The organism is Bartonella sp. AP88XZML (genome assembly GCF_042195565.1).
Classification (GTDB): domain Bacteria; phylum Pseudomonadota; class Alphaproteobacteria; order Rhizobiales; family Rhizobiaceae; genus Bartonella.
On the sequence record NZ_JBHIOQ010000032.1, the window covers coordinates 12,902 to 29,997 of the forward strand.

At 43.2% G+C, this 17,096-nt stretch carries 14 protein-coding genes and 1 pseudogene; all 15 read right to left on the bottom strand.

Going from position 1 to position 17,096, the window contains the following annotated elements; translation table 11 throughout:
• Positions 1-9: 9 nt before the first annotated feature.
• Positions 10-1,713, bottom strand: a complete 1,704-nt coding sequence (locus tag ACFIK2_RS03920; protein ID WP_375676909.1) for an alanine-zipper protein — start codon at positions 1,711-1,713, stop codon at positions 10-12.
• Positions 1,714-1,730: 17 nt separating this feature from the next.
• Positions 1,731-1,982 carry a hypothetical protein gene (locus ACFIK2_RS03925; RefSeq protein WP_375676900.1) on the bottom strand — a complete coding sequence of 84 codons (252 nt, stop codon included), beginning with the start codon at positions 1,980-1,982 and terminating at the stop codon, positions 1,731-1,733.
• Positions 1,983-1,991: 9 nt separating this feature from the next.
• Entirely contained in the window at positions 1,992-2,969 is a 978-nt protein-coding gene (locus ACFIK2_RS03930; protein WP_375633752.1) for a tail fiber protein, read from the bottom strand.
• Positions 2,962-3,954, bottom strand: a complete 993-nt coding sequence (locus tag ACFIK2_RS03935; RefSeq protein WP_375676901.1) for a transglycosylase SLT domain-containing protein — start codon at positions 3,952-3,954, stop codon at positions 2,962-2,964. The genes ACFIK2_RS03930 and ACFIK2_RS03935 overlap by 8 nt, the downstream gene beginning before the upstream one ends.
• The gene (locus tag ACFIK2_RS03940; RefSeq protein ID WP_375676902.1) at positions 3,954-6,167 is read right to left on the bottom strand and encodes a hypothetical protein; all 2,214 of its coding nucleotides are present in this window, start codon (positions 6,165-6,167) and stop codon (positions 3,954-3,956) included. Before ACFIK2_RS03940 ends, ACFIK2_RS03935 begins: the two co-directional genes overlap by 1 nt.
• Positions 6,160-8,019, bottom strand: coding sequence for a hypothetical protein (locus ACFIK2_RS03945; protein WP_375676903.1), 1,860 nt, complete (start codon positions 8,017-8,019; stop codon positions 6,160-6,162). The genes ACFIK2_RS03940 and ACFIK2_RS03945 overlap by 8 nt, the downstream gene beginning before the upstream one ends.
• The gene (locus tag ACFIK2_RS03950) at positions 8,019-9,074 is read right to left on the bottom strand and encodes a tail fiber domain-containing protein (RefSeq protein ID WP_375676904.1); all 1,056 of its coding nucleotides are present in this window, start codon (positions 9,072-9,074) and stop codon (positions 8,019-8,021) included. The genes ACFIK2_RS03945 and ACFIK2_RS03950 overlap by 1 nt, the downstream gene beginning before the upstream one ends.
• Position 9,075: 1 nt before the next feature.
• Complete coding sequence (locus ACFIK2_RS03955; protein WP_273754499.1) at positions 9,076-9,459, bottom strand: hypothetical protein; 384 nt, start codon at positions 9,457-9,459, stop codon at positions 9,076-9,078.
• 41 nt (positions 9,460-9,500) lie between these two features.
• Positions 9,501-10,958, bottom strand: a complete 1,458-nt coding sequence (locus tag ACFIK2_RS03960; protein WP_375676905.1) for a hypothetical protein — start codon at positions 10,956-10,958, stop codon at positions 9,501-9,503.
• The gene (locus tag ACFIK2_RS03965; RefSeq protein WP_375676906.1) at positions 10,958-11,656 is read right to left on the bottom strand and encodes a hypothetical protein; all 699 of its coding nucleotides are present in this window, start codon (positions 11,654-11,656) and stop codon (positions 10,958-10,960) included. The genes ACFIK2_RS03960 and ACFIK2_RS03965 overlap by 1 nt, the downstream gene beginning before the upstream one ends.
• A 72-nt stretch (positions 11,657-11,728) precedes the next feature.
• Entirely contained in the window at positions 11,729-12,178 is a 450-nt protein-coding gene (locus ACFIK2_RS03970; protein ID WP_375627857.1) for a hypothetical protein, read from the bottom strand.
• 19 nt (positions 12,179-12,197) lie between these two features.
• Complete coding sequence (locus tag ACFIK2_RS03975) at positions 12,198-13,340, bottom strand: N4-gp56 family major capsid protein (protein ID WP_375627856.1); 1,143 nt, start codon at positions 13,338-13,340, stop codon at positions 12,198-12,200.
• A 98-nt stretch (positions 13,341-13,438) separates the two neighbouring features.
• Complete coding sequence (locus ACFIK2_RS03980) at positions 13,439-14,350, bottom strand: hypothetical protein (RefSeq protein WP_375676907.1); 912 nt, start codon at positions 14,348-14,350, stop codon at positions 13,439-13,441.
• An 11-nt stretch (positions 14,351-14,361) separates the two neighbouring features.
• Positions 14,362-16,416 (bottom strand): portal protein, encoded by a 2,055-nt coding sequence (locus ACFIK2_RS03985; RefSeq protein WP_375676908.1) that lies wholly within the window; start codon positions 16,414-16,416, stop codon positions 14,362-14,364.
• Positions 16,401-17,096, bottom strand: a pseudogene (locus tag ACFIK2_RS03990) (PBSX family phage terminase large subunit); the annotation flags it as partial. The gene ACFIK2_RS03985 and the pseudogene ACFIK2_RS03990, both read right to left, overlap by 16 nt.

Consider the following 17,096-nt stretch of genomic DNA (forward strand, 5'->3'; position numbering starts at 1 on the left):
CAATTCACCTTATAAATATACCTTTATGAGTACTGCTCCATCACCGCCGTCGCCGCCAATTTTGTCGCTTCCGTGTCTCCCATCAAAATATCCACCGCCGCCGCCGCCACATTCTTTACCACCTCTACCACCGTTACCACCTTTGTAACTCTCACCACCCTGCCCCATGATAGAACCCTTACATTTACCGCCACCGCCGCCGCCGCCGCCAAGAAACGAACTTCCACCGGTACCAGCTCTCTTGCCGTCGACTCCACTTCCTCCACCATTCCCACCAGAAAAAATAAAACTCTCACCACTGATGCCCTCTCTGTTTCCTCCTCCATCGCCGCCTTTCCCTCCAAAGTTAACGAGAGTCATGGAAACGGAATATCCTCCTTCTGCTGTAACAAGCCCTTTGATCATTGTTCTACCACCATTGCACAAAATGTTACTGTCATTACCTTTACCACCACGACCAATGTAAGCTGTTTTTAATTTATCTAAATCAGAACCTTTCATTTTAACATGCACACATTGACCGCCGCCGCCGCCGCCATCCTTAACGCCACCACCTCCACCGCCCCAAGCCCATACTTCGATATCGGTGTCAGCAGTAATACCATCAGGCAATGGAATATCTCCGCTTTCTGTCATCAGAATTTCAACAGGTTTTCTAACCCCGCCATCATTGTTGCTGCCGCCGCTGCTATTGCTACTATTTGCTTTGATTGAAGCCATCAGTTTGGCTGGTGAGATAAGTGCATCCACTGTTTTTGTGCCATCAATCCAGTCTTGTTTGGCAAGAGGTTGAATGAGATCAACTTTTTTCTGTACACTATGTGCTGTATCTTGCGCTTTATCGGCTGCTGTTTGCGCAATATTTGCCTCAGCTTTTGCACTATCTCCCGTTTTTTGTGCTGTCTCAGCCGTTTTTTTTGCATCTACTGCATAAGCTTTTGCATCATTTGCTGTTCTTAATGCACTATCTGCAACGTTCTTCGCTTCACTTGCAACATGAATCCCTTGTTGTGCAACATCTTCAACTTTATCAATTTTTGCAATCTGTGCACGTTCTGGAGGAGTTAAGATAAGATGCTTTTTCCCTTCCTTCATATTCTCCATATCAAATACATCTTTTTCTATTTTATCTGGATCATAAACTGATTTTGACATACCAAAAGACTTTGAGCCTACAAAATAACGAATGGTATTTTTGAGATCTACCGGAGATATGGGATAATAAACACCTTCATCTCCCCTCCGCCATTTTTCCATCGTTGGCTGCGTAGAACTCAACCATCGTAACTTTGATCTTTCCTCTGTGGTTAAGATCTTTTTGGTAGGACCCTCGTGCATATTTTCCATAGAAAATGCATTTGCCCCCACATTATCGGGATCATATGTAGCAGCCTTCATATCGCCAATCCCTAAAGGCGATATTTTTACCCAGCCAGCGCCTGATAAAATCGCATTCTCACGAGCTTCACCACTTGCTTCAATATCGTGAATTGTGACCTTATTTTTGTAAGCAAGAGCTCCAATATCTCTCTTTGCAACCGCATCATCAGCTTTTTTTCCTTGAGCTGCACTCGCAAAATATTCTACCTCATAAGCCGCTGCACTCCCCACTGAAACTGGTGCAAGAGCCTTACTATCTAAAACACCTTCTTTGACTTCTTCTTTTGTTGCTGGTTCAAGCTTAAATATATGTGTGTGATAGGGTAATGGCATCACGTTTCATTCCTTAATCAGTTCGTTATCTTGTTGAGAGAGAGAGAGGACTGCAATTCATCAATAAGTTTTTGCATGATCTCTATGCGTTTATCTGTCGCTTCTTTATATTCTGCCAAAGCGCTTAAAAGATCATGCTGTATGTCGCTTTTGACAAGATCAAGCACCTTATTTAAGGGTGCATGGACCATTCTATTGCTTGCATAAAAAAGGACGCGGATTTGCTCCGCGTCCGCAATATCATCAATAGCAGACGGATTATTGATCATTTGAAAAACTCACGATTTTATGGCATAAACAACCGGTACATTAACAGGGCGTGTTTCTGCCTCGCCCGTTGAAGAAATCGTTACCTTATGCGTGTGCACTCCAGCAGGTTGTGTATCTTTTGTATAATATGAATTACCAAAAGCAGGATTTCTGCCACCTATTTGACCAACTCTTGTAACCATAGAATAATCATGCTTATGCGTATGTTGACCTGCCTCTTCAATGGTACAAGCATGTGTATGAGATTTAATGCTGTCTTTTTGCACCTCTGCGAAGTCTCTATTTTGATCTAAACCGCGCCCATTATCAAAGCCACGCAAAAACATTCCTCTAAAGTCTGGAACTTTAAAGGTTGTATCGCTGTTTTTTCCCCATTTATCCCCTATCGCCTTGAATAATTGCGGATAATCCTTGCGTTCATAAGTAGCGCCATCACATAAAAGCCAGCCGTTTGGGACTTCTTGCATAGCAAAGGTCGCAATAAAACCACAAGGAAAGGTTTCGACCTTCGGTGGTGGAATGGGGGTAGGGTTTAAAAGATACCAGCCATCAAGACCTTTTGTTGATACGCCATCATTATAGACTATTTCATAAATACCATTTGTTTGTAACTCACCACCTGTCAATGGTACTATTCCCGTGCTGGTGGCTTTATAGAGTGGCTTTGCTCCTATATTATTCATGTTTATTGTTGTCGTACCAATATTTATACCACGCGCCTTAAAGCGGATAATGATATCGTTTTTATATTTTGCTATCGGCGACACCGTCGTCAACGTGATTGATGTTGTTTGTTCCTTTCCATTCACAATAAACTTTGAGTCAAGAGAACCACCATTATCGGCAAGATATTCACGTATACGCTGCATCATGACCCGCGCACTATCATTGACAGAACTAGGCGGCTGCCCTTCTGCCCAATTAATGATACTATCGGAATTGGCATTTTGATCAGCTGTGAGTGACCAGTCATAAATATCAGACATGATAAGCCCCCGTTCTTCTTAATAGCTCTTCGCGCAATTGCTCTTCTTTTTGCCGCCCATAGTAACCAACAGATTGCCGCCTAGAGGGATCAATAAGAGGTGTTAAATCTGTCGGGCTCCCAGTCGATTGTGAGAAACCCGCCATGACTGGTTGCTGTAACATTTGTTGCTGTACCATCTGTGCCTGCTGTTTTTGTCGTTCTCCATTCTCTCTCATTAAATGAAGCAAACCGGAAAAGCCCTTTTTAAGAGCACCTGCATCAATACCTTGTGCTTGTAATGGTGTGGTTTCCATAACCTGTCCTGTTAAATTGTCTCTGCTTTCAGGTGCCATCATTCTATTTGGGAATGGCATGTCATATGCCATCAATTGGTTGCCCCCTTGATCACCTTGACCCCCTTGATTACCTTGAAGTGTCTTTTGAAGCCTCTCAAACCCACGCAAAGGACCCACCTCGTTTGGTGATGCTTGTCCATTGCTTTGGTTTTGCTGTATCGTTCTCTTCAAAGCATCTCCCGTTTTATTATAAAGCCCATAAATATGATTCATAAAATCCCCTGCTGTAGCTTCCATGTTGCCACCGTTGAGTGTGACTGCCTGTCGACCTAAAAGCTGGCTTGCTGGAATATGTGGATTTTTGATAAGTTTTACTGCCCCTGCTGGTCCTTGTTGGTGTGCGAGGTAAAGCTCTGCCTCTGATGGCTCTCTGCCTAATGCTGTGACTAAATAACGCGTATTATCCTTCGTTAACCGTGCCATAGCATCGGTTGCTTGAAAGGGATCAAACTTATTATTCAGTTGATACTGTTTTGCTGTTGAATCGAGAAATTGATACAGCCCCCCTGCACTGCTGTTCTTATTTCTTGCATTTGGATTACCATTACTTTCTATCATAGCAACACGTTCAAGAAAGCTTTCTGGCAAACCATATTTTTGTGCTGCCTGTGAGATAGCACGCTTCACATTAGGATGAAAATTGATCATTAGTTTATAACCGTTCTATCAGCACTGCTATTCAAAAGAATGCCAATAAAATTGAAGAATTTTGTGTGGTCTTCTTTGGTTATTAAGCGTTTCTTTTCTGCTTCATGAAACTTCTTAATTAATTCAACAGCTTTTTCCCTTGCTAACCCAAAATCTCCTTTTTCCCGCGCTGTTATAAGCGCTGCAATATCTCTCTCAGTATCTTTATGGACGCTTGAGAATTTGCGTCCAAATTCTCTTGCGAAATTTTTTACAACTGCCTTGATGAAAGCAATCTTTCCTATACCCATAGTCTGTTGTGTCCCCCTCTCTTCCACTTCACCTATATGGTTTGGCAATCGTGCAAAAAGCTTTGTTCTTTCCACTTCTGGTCGCAACATTTTCATAAGCTGTTTTGCTTTATCCTCACCATAACTCCGCTGCAATTTTTCTTGACCATTCTGCGTGTCAAACAAACTCAAAAGATTGTGGTCAAAATTCTGTGCATTGCCTGCCGCAGTTTCTATTTGTGACCGAATACCTTTTTGAAAAGCCTCTTTTTCCATCAACCCCAAATCTGAAAGTTGTCTGTTGATTGTATCAAGATCAACACTCTTATTCAGTGCTTTTTTTCCTTGCTCCAAAGCATCACCGATAGTACGCTCGTCATAATAAATTTTCCGTGCCTTAATATATTCTGGAGATGATGTATCCAAAACGTCCAGAATGCGTTGTTTGAAATCAGTCAAATCTCGAGCATATCCCCATTTTCCTTTGATACGTGCAGACTTAATTTGATCATCCAAAACCTCTTTCATCTTATGTAAAATTCGCATATTCAGCTTTGGATATCCATTGCTCCCTATAACTGTTGCATCCGCTTCATTTGGCATTCGCGCAATTGCTTTTTTGTATGCTTTTTGGAAGGCAGGTGTTTCTTGCAAGAGCGATAAATCTTCACGAACAGCATTTGAAATGGGAGCAGCTTTCGCCCTCTCATAAAATGGTTCAGCCTTTTTCTGTGCTTGTTTGATAATCTCTTGCTTTAAATTAAGCGTATCTACTTTTGGACCCATCACATCTGTCAACGCAGCCTTTACCCGCAGTGCACTCGCATCTTGTCTTTCATTCAAACGATTACTTATGAGCGAATATGTATCATGGTCTTTTTTTGCTGCCTTAAAAGCTCTTGTAGCAAGCCCATCATGAAGATCAATAATCATTGAATCAGGACCTCGCTGTTTTAATGCCCTTTCAAGTTTATCAACACCTTCATCCCCTAAAGTTTGGCTTACATCCCTAAGCGCTCTATCGCTTACCTGAAATGCTTCTTTTTCTGGCATTAGCGCTGCTTTTGCTGCCATTTCAGCTGGGCTTATAGGTCCTCTCAATGCTGCTTTAAGTGATTTTGTCACAAAAGGTGTCACTTTTGATACGCCACTGGCAACAAATGGTGTTGCAACGCCTAGCCCTGCACCAAACCCAGCAGACACTAGAGTATCTGCAAGCCCTTCTCCCTCACCACTGCCTGCTATTCCACCATAAATGGCTCCAGTTTTTGCTGCACGCCCCAAGCTAAATTTTGCCGCCTCTTTACTTGCTACTGCTTTCATTGCTGCTTCACCTGCAGCTTTTGCCGCTGCCCGTTCCGCACCCTCTGCTAAAGCAGATTGCACCGCCCTTTCTCCTGCTGCTAAAGCTTTACTGGTTATTTGTGCTCCTGCAATACCAGCTCTACCTCCCAGCACAACATCAGCCCCAATTGCCGCACGAGCAGCAGCAGTAGCCCCTGCCGCGGGTGGAAAGAGGGCAGAAGCAATTACGGGTGCCGCAGCACCCGTTAAATTCCCCGCAAGAGATGCATAAAAATGATCTCGGTTCGCCGCTCTTTGATAATCACGCCATCGCTTTGTCACTTCATTATACTTTTTGACTGCCTCTTTATCTCCCATCCAATAAGCAATAGGACCCGCTTCTGATATTCCAGCTATTTCATCATCATAGCCTAGGGTTAACCCATGAAGAGCTCCCCATCCAAAAGCACCCGCAACACTTGGATGTGGACCATTTTCTTCTGTTTTCTCTGTTGCACCATTATTTCCTGTAACAGAACCACTTAGCCTTTCCTTATTCTTCGCGAAAAGCTCTTGAAGCTGTTCTGGTGTATAGTCACTTATATGCCCAATGACTCTTGTGTTTTTACGATTAATAAGAGGGGGGATTACTTCAGCCATTGGTTTGTTTCTCCTTAATGCGTCCATCTCTATCAACGAACAACATGCCTTCCGGCAATGCTTCTATCTGTTTTTCTAGTGGATCATTTGACTGTGCATGATTTCCCTTATAAGCATCTTGCCCATAGGCGGCTCGAACGAGCTCGTTTGTTGCTTCTGCACCACCAAAAAGAATTGCGCGCGTTGCTGCATTGGATTTATTGAAAGTGTCAATAACTGTTTTTAAAGATTTCTTCATTTGCTCTGCAGAAAGATCTTGATACAACGCCGCTACAGAGTTTTGCAATGCTTGCAATTCCATATTAGACAAATTCCCAAAGCCAGATGCGCCATTTGGTGAAAATGCTTTTGCTTTTCTCAAGGCATCAAGCCCGATACTTGCCTTCAATGAATCGAGCATATGCCCAAAATCTTTTGCCTTAGAATTAGGAAGGAACGACATTATAGGACCAGTGAAACCAACAACATGCGGGTGTTCCTCAATAGTTTTTAGCAATTCTTTAGATGCTGAGAGTATACGATTTGACCTGTCTGCTGTTTCCAGAATTCGCATTTGCATTTGTTGGTTTTTACGCTCCTCCTCCTTCTGTTCTTGAATTAATTTATGTTCTGAACCACTGCCTGCAATTGGCACCGCACGTATGCCACCAAGTGCATTTTCATCCTTAACATACATATAACCTGATTCAGGCTTTGACAGCATGCCATCGGTATTCCCCCCTAATCCAGAAGTAGTGGAACGCCGTCCTCCTTGGACAGGTATAATTTTCCCTGTGCTTGTTGAGACTTGGAAAGTCATATCCTCAGGCAATCCCTGCTCTGCCTTTTCTTCTGATGTCAATGTTCTATAGCCTTCTTGAGGGCTTAACGTGTTGCCTATGATTTTCATGGCAAGATCTGGATATTGCGTGAGTGCTTGCGCATCTTCATCGCTATACCCTTTAGAGCGTAAAAATTGCAAAGTTTGTTTATGTTGTGCGCGTTCCTTGTTGCCCTGCCGCATAAGGATAGATGCATTTGAAAAACTTTCTTGTGGTGTCTTTCCTAACGCAAGCCCTGCAAAAAAATCCATTAAATGCTCGGAAAATTCTGATTTTCTAAAACGCTCCCATAAGCTACTTGGATTTGCTCCTGTCTGAACAAAGTTATCAAGTAACTTGATATAATCTGTTTTTTGTTCAAGATCACCACTTGCTTTTAAATGCTCCTCTTCTGGTAAGTGTGCATTCAAATGTTTTTCTTCTCCTATAGGTGCCTCAAAAAGCTTTTCCTCATTATTTCCAGAATCGTTTTTCAAAGAGTTTTCCGCTATAGATTTCTCATTAAGTTGTGCAATATAATCCATCACATCTTTTTGCTGTCGCCCAGCTTCATCCCCACTAGACTGATCAATGTTCGCAACAAGTGGAGATTGAGAGATCATTGATGCAACGCCTCCCTGCTCTGAGAAGTCATGTTTTTGTTGCTCTGGCGCCTCTTGTATCTTAACAGTATCCTTTGAAACATCCGGCAATGGAGGCATTTGGCGCTTTAAATCATCCGTAGACATAATCAATTCTGCTGGCGTTTTTTTCCCAACTTCTCCTCCTCCTGTTTGAGCACCGCGAATAAGCTCTGTAGGACTCAATTTTTGTGGCGTATCAGCCCCATTGCTCGCATCAAAAGGGTTTGTGCTAAAAGCAGCCCGTTCTATAAAACTAGGCTTGTATCGTCCTTCAAACGGTGTGTTTGAAGGCGTGGAATGTTTTTGAAAAAAATATTTAGGTAACTGAAAAAGACCCTGATGTATTAAAGGACGCAAAACTTTTGGATTCATAAATAGTGATAAAGTATTAAAGCTGTTTTGTTCCATCACTGCACCCTTTCCATTTCAAATCCAAGCTTGCTATAATCCACATGCAAAAAGCCTGTCGTCTTATGCAAAAAAACAGCTTTAGGATTTGTCTTCAAAACATCCTGCGCCATCACCCCGCGATAGCGCTCTGGATAACCTTTGTAGTTGTATTCATAGAGTGTATAGCCATTTCTCTGCCCAGCCTCTCTGATGTTTTCTTTTGCTCTGATGTCACTAAGCCCAGCAAAAGTACCAAGGATAGTTCCAACATTTCCAACAATCTCCCATGGATTAGGTTTTGGCTGTGGAGTCAATGTCGTCATTTGTCCTGTTCGCGTTCCATAATTTCCAGCAACAGCTCCACCAGCTGCGAGCAACTTACTTAACTGGTCCCAATCAAGATTGTTCTGCTGCTCCCATTTTTGCCGCTCTTCATCCAATTGCCGTTGATGATTGGCATCAAGCACACTCCCTCCCGTCAATGCATTGAGATTTGCCTGACCTTGACCTTGAAAGAAATTATTGGCACCCGCCAACTGATTTTGGTTTGCTTGGTCAATGAGACCATTGGCATTCATCATGTTGTTGACATCTTGGTTATATTGCTGTGATAAAGCTTGTGTTGCTATGCCCCCCAATTCATCAGCCAAAACGCCGGTATGCGCACCCGAACCATAACGCCCAGCCCCCGCTAGCGAACTATTAATAGAATTTGTTGCTTTATTTAATGCGTTTTGAAGCGCTTCATTAAAATAAGGGTTATTGCCTATTTGTTGCCCTGAAGCCATGTTCTTTAAGTTTTGGCTTGTTGAATTTTGCCCTGTGGCTAATCCATTTAAATAATTGTTATCATAGTTATGCGTATTATTGCTAAGCCCATTAATCGCATTCTTTGTTTGATCACTTAACCCCGCAACACGCTGCCCGTCATAAACGGCTTTTCCGCTGCCTTGGTTATAAAAAGTCATAGCATCTTGAGCTGCGTGTTCAAAAATACCTTTTGCCCATGCAGGGGGTTCATTTGTTTGCGTCGTGTTTTGGGTATTCTGGATTGGTTTAGAACTTTTTCCCATATTAAAGCTGCTTTCTATATTCTAAAAGATTAACGAGATATCCATGCGTTTTAAGAGATTTTTCCCACCCTCGCCTGCCTATGATGACAAGCTCTTTTGCCCCTTTTTCCTTGTAATAAGCTTCAATCTGAGTGATAAGCTTTGTTAAGGGCGCTCCTCCCTTTCCACCAAGCGTGACAATAACAGCCCTTAATGCTCCAGTGACGAGTTCCTGTAACTGTGTTGTGACATGCGCCATAAAGTTTTCATGCGCATCAACGATAATCCAAAGAACTTTTTCTCCCTTCAAAATATCGTTTAAAATGGTCTCTGTATTATAATCATCAGGGAATTTTTGATTAAAATAAGCTATCGATTTTATGACATTCTCAAAATAGGGCGCCATTTGTTCAGCGCTCCATTTTTCTGTATTATAGATCTTAAAACTCATCTTATGCCCGCGGGTTTCAGCGTTACATCAAAGCCTGTTATATGTGTCCATGGTGTGCCTTCTGGTATTCTCAGACGCAAAGCGTGATAACGCGCCCGTGAACGGATATTATACATCCCAATATTATAGCCGGCATAACGCTCCTTAGCCCAATTTAATTGGTTCTTGTTATCAATGATAAATGCCGCCCCAACACTTAAAAAACCTTTTGTTGTATCCGCTTGAACAAAAGCCTCACTCATCAGGTTGATTTGCCTGCCCGTATCCCCCACAATTTGTGAAGCAATAACTGCTTCCATTGGAGGACCCGCAAAAAAACCAAATGTGTTGTCTGGCGTAAAAGCTCCCAAAACAGGCGCACCATTTTGCCACATCTTACTATCAAGAGAAGCTGGTAAATCTTTCAAGCTCTCTTGTACTTCGTCTAAGCCTTCTAATGTATAACCGGCTGCAAAAAGGGGAAATAAGAGAAGGTTTTGCCCCTTAATGACACTCCATATTTGCAAAAGCCAATCATAAACATAAATATGCATCCCTTCAGTGTTATCATTGATAGAAAAATAAACACGAGAATAGACCGGATCAATACATGCCCTCATCTCATCAATGGCAAAGTTATTGTAAAGTGTGAAGATGGTTTTATCGACTTTACCAAAGCCTATAGGGAGCATTTCACCAGCACTGTTGATTTGATAAAAACCATCATCAGAGACAAAGAAAGTACAGTCTCCACGGCTTGCAATTGCTGTGCTGCTTTTCGCACCTATTTTGTCTTTTATTTTTGCAAAACTGAATATAATTTTAGAGCCTGGTACAAAGGTTGCGTGATAAATGGCGGAGCGCATGAAAATAAGTGGATTTGTTGATTCCGTAGACCCTTGAACATATTCTCCATCGGGAAAATCTTGATAATCGCAACTTTTCTCCCCAACCGTCCAATGTGTCGCATCATTCAAACCGGACCACTGAACACGGTTTGGCTTATCTGTTAATTGCATCAGGCAAACAAAATCACCCCACACACGCACAAGTCCAGCACGCGGGGGATTACCGCTCAAATCACAAAACCTTTCATCCGTTTTTAACGAAAGCATTTGTGGTGGGTCATTGCTATTAACAGCAATGATATGATCACCAAAGGAGGCAAAAGACCAAAGTGCAGTCTCATTGGCGTGATATTGTGTGTGAGGTTTGCTAATGTCTTTCCAGCCGCGCGTGCTGTTGTCATATTCATAAAGTTTTGTTGGTGCCCCCACAATGATGCGAACACCACCCAATGAGCGCACCGCATAGACCCCCAAAACCACATCCGGAAAAGGATCTGAGACCGGCGCCACAATAGGAAACGGAATATACGAATTTGGTGCAGGTAAAACGTTCACAATCTCACTAGAATAACCACTATTAATAAATGCAACATCTGGTCTATACTCAGCAATAGGAATAAAGGTCATCAGAAATCCGTGTGTTGAATTTTTAACAAATTCTTGCGCCGTGATGTTTCAATTTGTAGCGCATCGAGTTGCTCTTGAAACATGGCAAAAGCTGCCGCTGCCATCTGTGGTTCTTTAATAATATTGGTATAAATTTCATATTTTGCACGCGTTTTGATCAGTTCATAGGCTTCTAAAAACCATATGGACGCTTCTTGTGCACTCTCAATATCTTTTATTCTTACAGGGTCAAGAATAAGCCTGATAGAATAAACGCGCTCTGGTGTTGGATACAAGACAAGCTTTTGTTCAAAATAAGCATAGCGTGTAGGCATGCCATGGCTACAATCGTCCTCAAGATTCTCAATAACAAGAGGATCTACCTGCAAAAGCTTTGCTTTGCTGTGATTATCTTCATAAATATAAGCATCAACAATGCGAACAGCCCCTGTTATAGAGGGATGTGCCTCGGCGCCATAACGGCTTTTGCCCTTTAGAGTGGTAAAAACAACTTCGCGGCTTTCATTGAAATAAAAAGGCAATCGTTCACAAAAGCGAATAGCCGAAAATATCGCCCTTTGCACTTGATCAACATACTCATCTGTTTGATCATCTATTTCATCCTGAATATCGTTTAACATCTGGATAAAATTTTTATCCCAAGGAGCAATGGTCTGTTTGTCTCCAATCGGACCACCTGTCTGTACTATTATTGTCATATCAGCCTCTTCCAAATGTCTTGGGGCATCTTGTATAGGAGGGGAACGCAAGCAATAAACGCCCCCTTGCCTTTAACGATTAGTGTAAAACTCAACAATCACCTCAGCATCACCTTTGGTGCTTTGCTTGTCTCGTGTCATGTAAATCGTATTTTCAGCCTCTAACGGAACATCTCGTTCCTCCATAGGTAGGGGCACATTGCCAGTGTAAGATTGCAAAAGCTTTGTTTCTCCATAATCATTGCCATTAGGTTCTTTTCCAAATATAACTTTTACATCTTCAAAATCCGTCATGGTATAAACTTGAATTCTTTTTATCAAAGCCCCACGGGGTAGAACACCAATTTTCGTTATCAGCCCTTGATCTGTACATTTAACACGTGCCCGTAAAAAACTAACCTGCTGCGTAGAGTTGTTACGTCCCTGCAAAACAGGTGGCAATCCCTCATCTATCATGCCAACGGTCTCAACAGTCTCAACGGGTTCAACAGGTTCCTGTGTAATTAGCGATTTTTCTGCCATAATTGTCATCCTTTAATAATTAGCTTGCTTCAGCAAAAGAAGGGATGACAATGGTACCAAAATCCTGTCCCCCTTGATCAGAATGAGGCAAGGTGTAGCGTGATTTTTTCATGCCGATAATGGTTTTAGCTGCAACCCCAAATTCACGTTGATAATCAAACAGTTCTTCAACAAGTTTATAGCGTGTTCCCCCTTTCCCATCGCCTCCTGTTGCTCCATTGCCAACGCGCCCATAAGCCATGATAACACTTTGCGCACCAAGCAACACAGCACGGCGAACAGATGTTACAGGCTCTTGTGTCTTTGAATTGATACCATTGGGGACATGTTCAGCTTCACGCAAAATGACACCGTTATACATCCCTAAAGAACCATTAAAAATTGGGTTCTTAGCTCCAGAGCCATCATAAGCTGCCTTGGTAATGTCTAACCATTGACCACTCTTTGTATTGGTACGCAATTGGGTCACCTGTGTTGGGTGGAGATACATCACATATGCCGATTTTCCTTCAACACGAACAGGGCGCAAACGTGGATTAGCAAGTTTAGCGCGTTCAACAGCCCGATCTATAAGATCTAATGTAAAAACATCGTCTTTTGTAAGTTCTTCATCAGTCTTTTTCTTAGCTGGGCGAATAATACGCAGTTTGCTTGGCTCTAATGGAGCATTAAAACCATAATGTACGGGTTTAAGGGTTATGCTGCGTCCTTCGAAGTGAATCCATGGTGCTGTATAACCTGCTGCCTGAATGAAGAACATCAAACTTAAGCGATCTGCATACCAATCAACAAGCCCATCTTTTGCTTCCTTACGCAAATTAAAGGGAACACGTTGTTGATCAATAGAGCCTTCATATTTGATGCGCACAGCATGAGTAAGCTCGTTGATGCGCACCTTTTCATTCATAAATTGGAGGGCTTCTTCATTGCCTTCCAGCGTTTGTCCCTCGCTAACGCCATCCCCCATAAGTTGGACTCTTAATCCGCTCGTCACAGAGTCACCAGCGGATTTTCCTAGCACATCCAACACTTGGATAATGCTGTTTTTGCTCTCCCCCATCAGCGGTGCAATAGGCAACGCTTTTGAGGTCTCTGTGTTTAGCATCTTAGCCCAAACGCCAACGGCTAATGGATCATTGAGCTTTACTTCTGTTACTGCCATTTCAATTAATGCCTTTCTTGGTTTTTAAAACTCGCCTTGCGGCACCCCCAAACGATAACAATCACTTGGTTCTCTTTGTCGCGCCATTGCGCACATCTTCATGCTCTGCTCATAATTTGTTCAAATTTTTTGGGATTTTTCTCAACCCATGCTGCAAATTCTGCTTCCGGCATGGAAAAAAGCGTTCTCACATCCATACCGCCTGTTGGAACTTGCCCGCCGCGCGCTGTAAGCGTCCGCGCTGCTTGAGAGCGCTCTTGAAGGGCTCCCACTTCGTCCTTAACTGGCGCTTCACTATAGCCAAAAGCTTTCGCTTTTTGCACCAGCACCTCTATTGGGTTTATACCGGCTTTTTGGCATTGTTGGCATATCTGACGCAATTCAACACCAATTTGCTGTTGCCGAGCCATGGGGTCTTTCCATTGTGGATAAAGATCTGCCTGCGCTTGTAGGACACTGTCTGCTCTTTCATAGAGATAATCGGTGATACTGTCTAAATCTGGATATTTATCTTGTACCTGCGCTTTGGCTTCCTCGAAATAATCCCCTAACTTTTGGCGTTCATATTCCTCTTGACTCATGCGCTCTTGGCTCTCTCTCATATGAGAAAACTCATCAAGCAATTTCTGTTGTTCCTGTACCTTATGACTAAGCCATGCAACATGTGCTTGTGGGTCGTCTTCTAGGGAGGGAACATTTTCCTCACGGCGGCGCGTGATTTCTTCCTGCATTGCAGCATATTTTTGCGCAAGTTCAATAGCCAATTCACGCGCTTCAATGGCGCTTTGTTCTGCCTTTTGGCGTGCTTGCCGCTCTTGCTCTAGTTTATCAGATTCTATTACATCAGAATTTGGCTGCTCTTGAAGTGGTTCTACAGCTGGTTGTTCAGAACTTTCCTCTGCATCAAAAACTTCCTCAACTTGTTCAGGCTCGACCAACTCAACAACATTATCACTGGCAAAATGTTCATCATAGATTGCTTGTTCTTCAGGCGTAAACTCTTCTTCCATATTCTGTCCCTTCAATGTGCTATTATATTTTTTGTCAAAACTCGATAGTGTTCCAACTGTGCCTGTAAAGCTTTGCGTTCTAAATCACGCTGCGCTATCTCATTTTTTGCCTGTTGCAACTCAAGTTGCATGCGCGCTTGTTCTTGTTTTAAAAAAAGTTCGATATTTTTCTGCTGCAATGCCGCTTGTTTCTGCTGTGCATCAAGTTGATAGAGTGTGCTCTTTGCTTGTGCTTCTTGCTGTAAAACAGCAATCTTTGCTTGTTGCTCTGGAGTTAATTGCGCCCCTTGGCTTTGTTGCATCATCTGCTGTTGCTGTTGTTCTTGTTGTGCCTGCTGTGCTTTTGCCGTTAAATTTGCTACCAATGTTGCCGGTAGTGGGGAAAGCTTTAAAAGATCTGGAATCATCTCTGGTGTTAAGAACCCACCAAGCAACGGCAACATCTGCGTAATTGTCGCAAAAGTTTTCTCTTTTTCATTGGGGCTTGTCGGTGAATCATCAACAATAATGTCGTATTCAAGCGTTGTGACAGCTTCACGTGTTAATGGAACATACTGCGCATTCTCTTGTCCAGAAATACGTACCAGACGCCCATCAGAGAGATAATTCTGAATGAGATAAAGGATAATCTTTCCCTGCCTACACCGATAAAGCTTGAGATTATCAAACAGCCCCGCAAGCAAATTAAGCGTTGATTGCCGGCGTGTATTTTCCAGCACATTGGCTTGGTTGACCTCCCGTGTTCCGATAAACTCAGCCGATAACCCTGTTACATGCGTTATCGCTTCACGCGATTCATTAAACAGCTGGAAAAATCCATTGGGAAATTGTGCACTTGGCTTTGGTTGAATTTTCCCTCCTGTAAGCGCGCCATTTTTAACCCAAGTAATCGTATCCGTTCGCGCCCAGCTTTCCATGGCTTGGCGATCATCATCGAAAGCGCCTCGTTCTGCAATCAAGCCGCCCTTAGACTGGCTATTAAGGATATACATCACTTGGCTAAAATATTTATTCGACCATTTTTGTGGATCTTTTGCGGGGCGAACAATCCCGTAAAACTGGTTTTTAAGCTTATCCAGCGTGCCCGTGATACACTCCCACCCAAGTTGCCCATCAGGTGCTAATGGCTTATCGGGATTTGCTAAAAGACGTCGTCCCAGAAAAGCGCGTCTCACCACTTTTTTATTAAAACACACCCCTTTTAGTTGTGGCATTACCCTTTGAAGCTGTTCAAACTCCTGTTTGCTATAGTTGCGCATCTGACCTGTTTGAAGATCAGGTGCCTTGTAAGTAGTCTCATATTCAAACCAACGGCATTCAACCAGCGTAACATAGCGTTTCCCAGAACACGGATCTGAGAGAGACGTCGCATTGGAGTCATCTTGATACGCATCAAGCGACACATGAGAATCCTCAGAAGCGGTTGTACTATCGATAGCCCAATCGGCGTTAAGATCTTCAACAGCAACATCAGGAAAAAGACTTTTAGCATCCTCAACGGATTTGCGATCAACATACCACATACGCTGTGCATCAATGAGATTTGGTCTTACAGCATTGGCATCCCAAACCATTTTTAAGGGATCTAAACGTTGAACAGCAGGTATCCCTTCGGGATCTGTATCATAATCAAGCCGCGTATCTGTCCAGCCCATACCGCAAATAACCATATCCTGAAAAGCATCGGAATCGGCATATTCTGCCTCTGCCTCATCACGAAACCATTCTGCTGCTCCAGTAAGCAATTCATTGGGTATTGCCGCTCCCATTTGCCGTGGTTGAAACTGTACTTCGCGCTTATTATTACGCTCCGCCCCAACAATAGCATTCACAAGGGGTGCAATGCGGTTAAAAGTCATGACAGGACGGCGTTGCTCTTTTAAAACCGCAAGATCTTCCTCTGCCCATTGACGACCATTATAAAAATCAAAATCTTCACGCGCCTGTTCACGCCATTCATTAACATGTTCAATATCTTCTGCGTACCAAGACTTTAAACGCTTATAGATTTCATATTCATCGAGGATTGTCGTTTTTTGAAAGTCTTGATCTAGAATGCCATCCATGATGCCGCTTCTCTTTCCATAGTGCAATAACGCTCTTGCTTGGGTTTGACACTGGGTGCTTCATAGACAATGCACATTAAACCAAAGGCATCCGCCCCATGGCTCGACCAATCATGCTCTGCACCCAAACCAATGCCGCGCTTCTCATCCCATTTCTCGTGATACCAGTTCAGTGCTTTACGACCCGCTACGGTTGTCTCTTCATTAAACCAAACAGAGGGGAGAATACGCCGCACCGCCTCTATACGCATCTTAACCGCCCCTGCTCCCTGATTGGGAACAACTTGCGTTTCAAAACCCGCATCATTTAAAGCGCTCTCAAAACTCACATTGTGCACACGGTCTCTCGTCGCACCGTCATGGGGGAGAACCATCAATGCCTTCTCATAACCGTTTTGACGCAACCAGCCTACATGCTCTGTTAGCGGTTGTCCCTGTGCTTCGTAATAATTAAGCACTCTGATCTCTCTGCCAACAAATTGCGCTATCCATATCGCCGTGGCATCTGCCTTGGCGCCTGTCCCCCCAATATCCCAAAAGGCGCGTATCTGCATTAAAGGGTCACGAGCGACACGCCCTATCCGCCCCTCCTGCTCGGCTGCCAACATTTCCCTCTGATAATAAGCGCCTTGAACCGCTGTAAGATAAGCCCCTTCCCAGATATGCTTATAGGTCTCGGG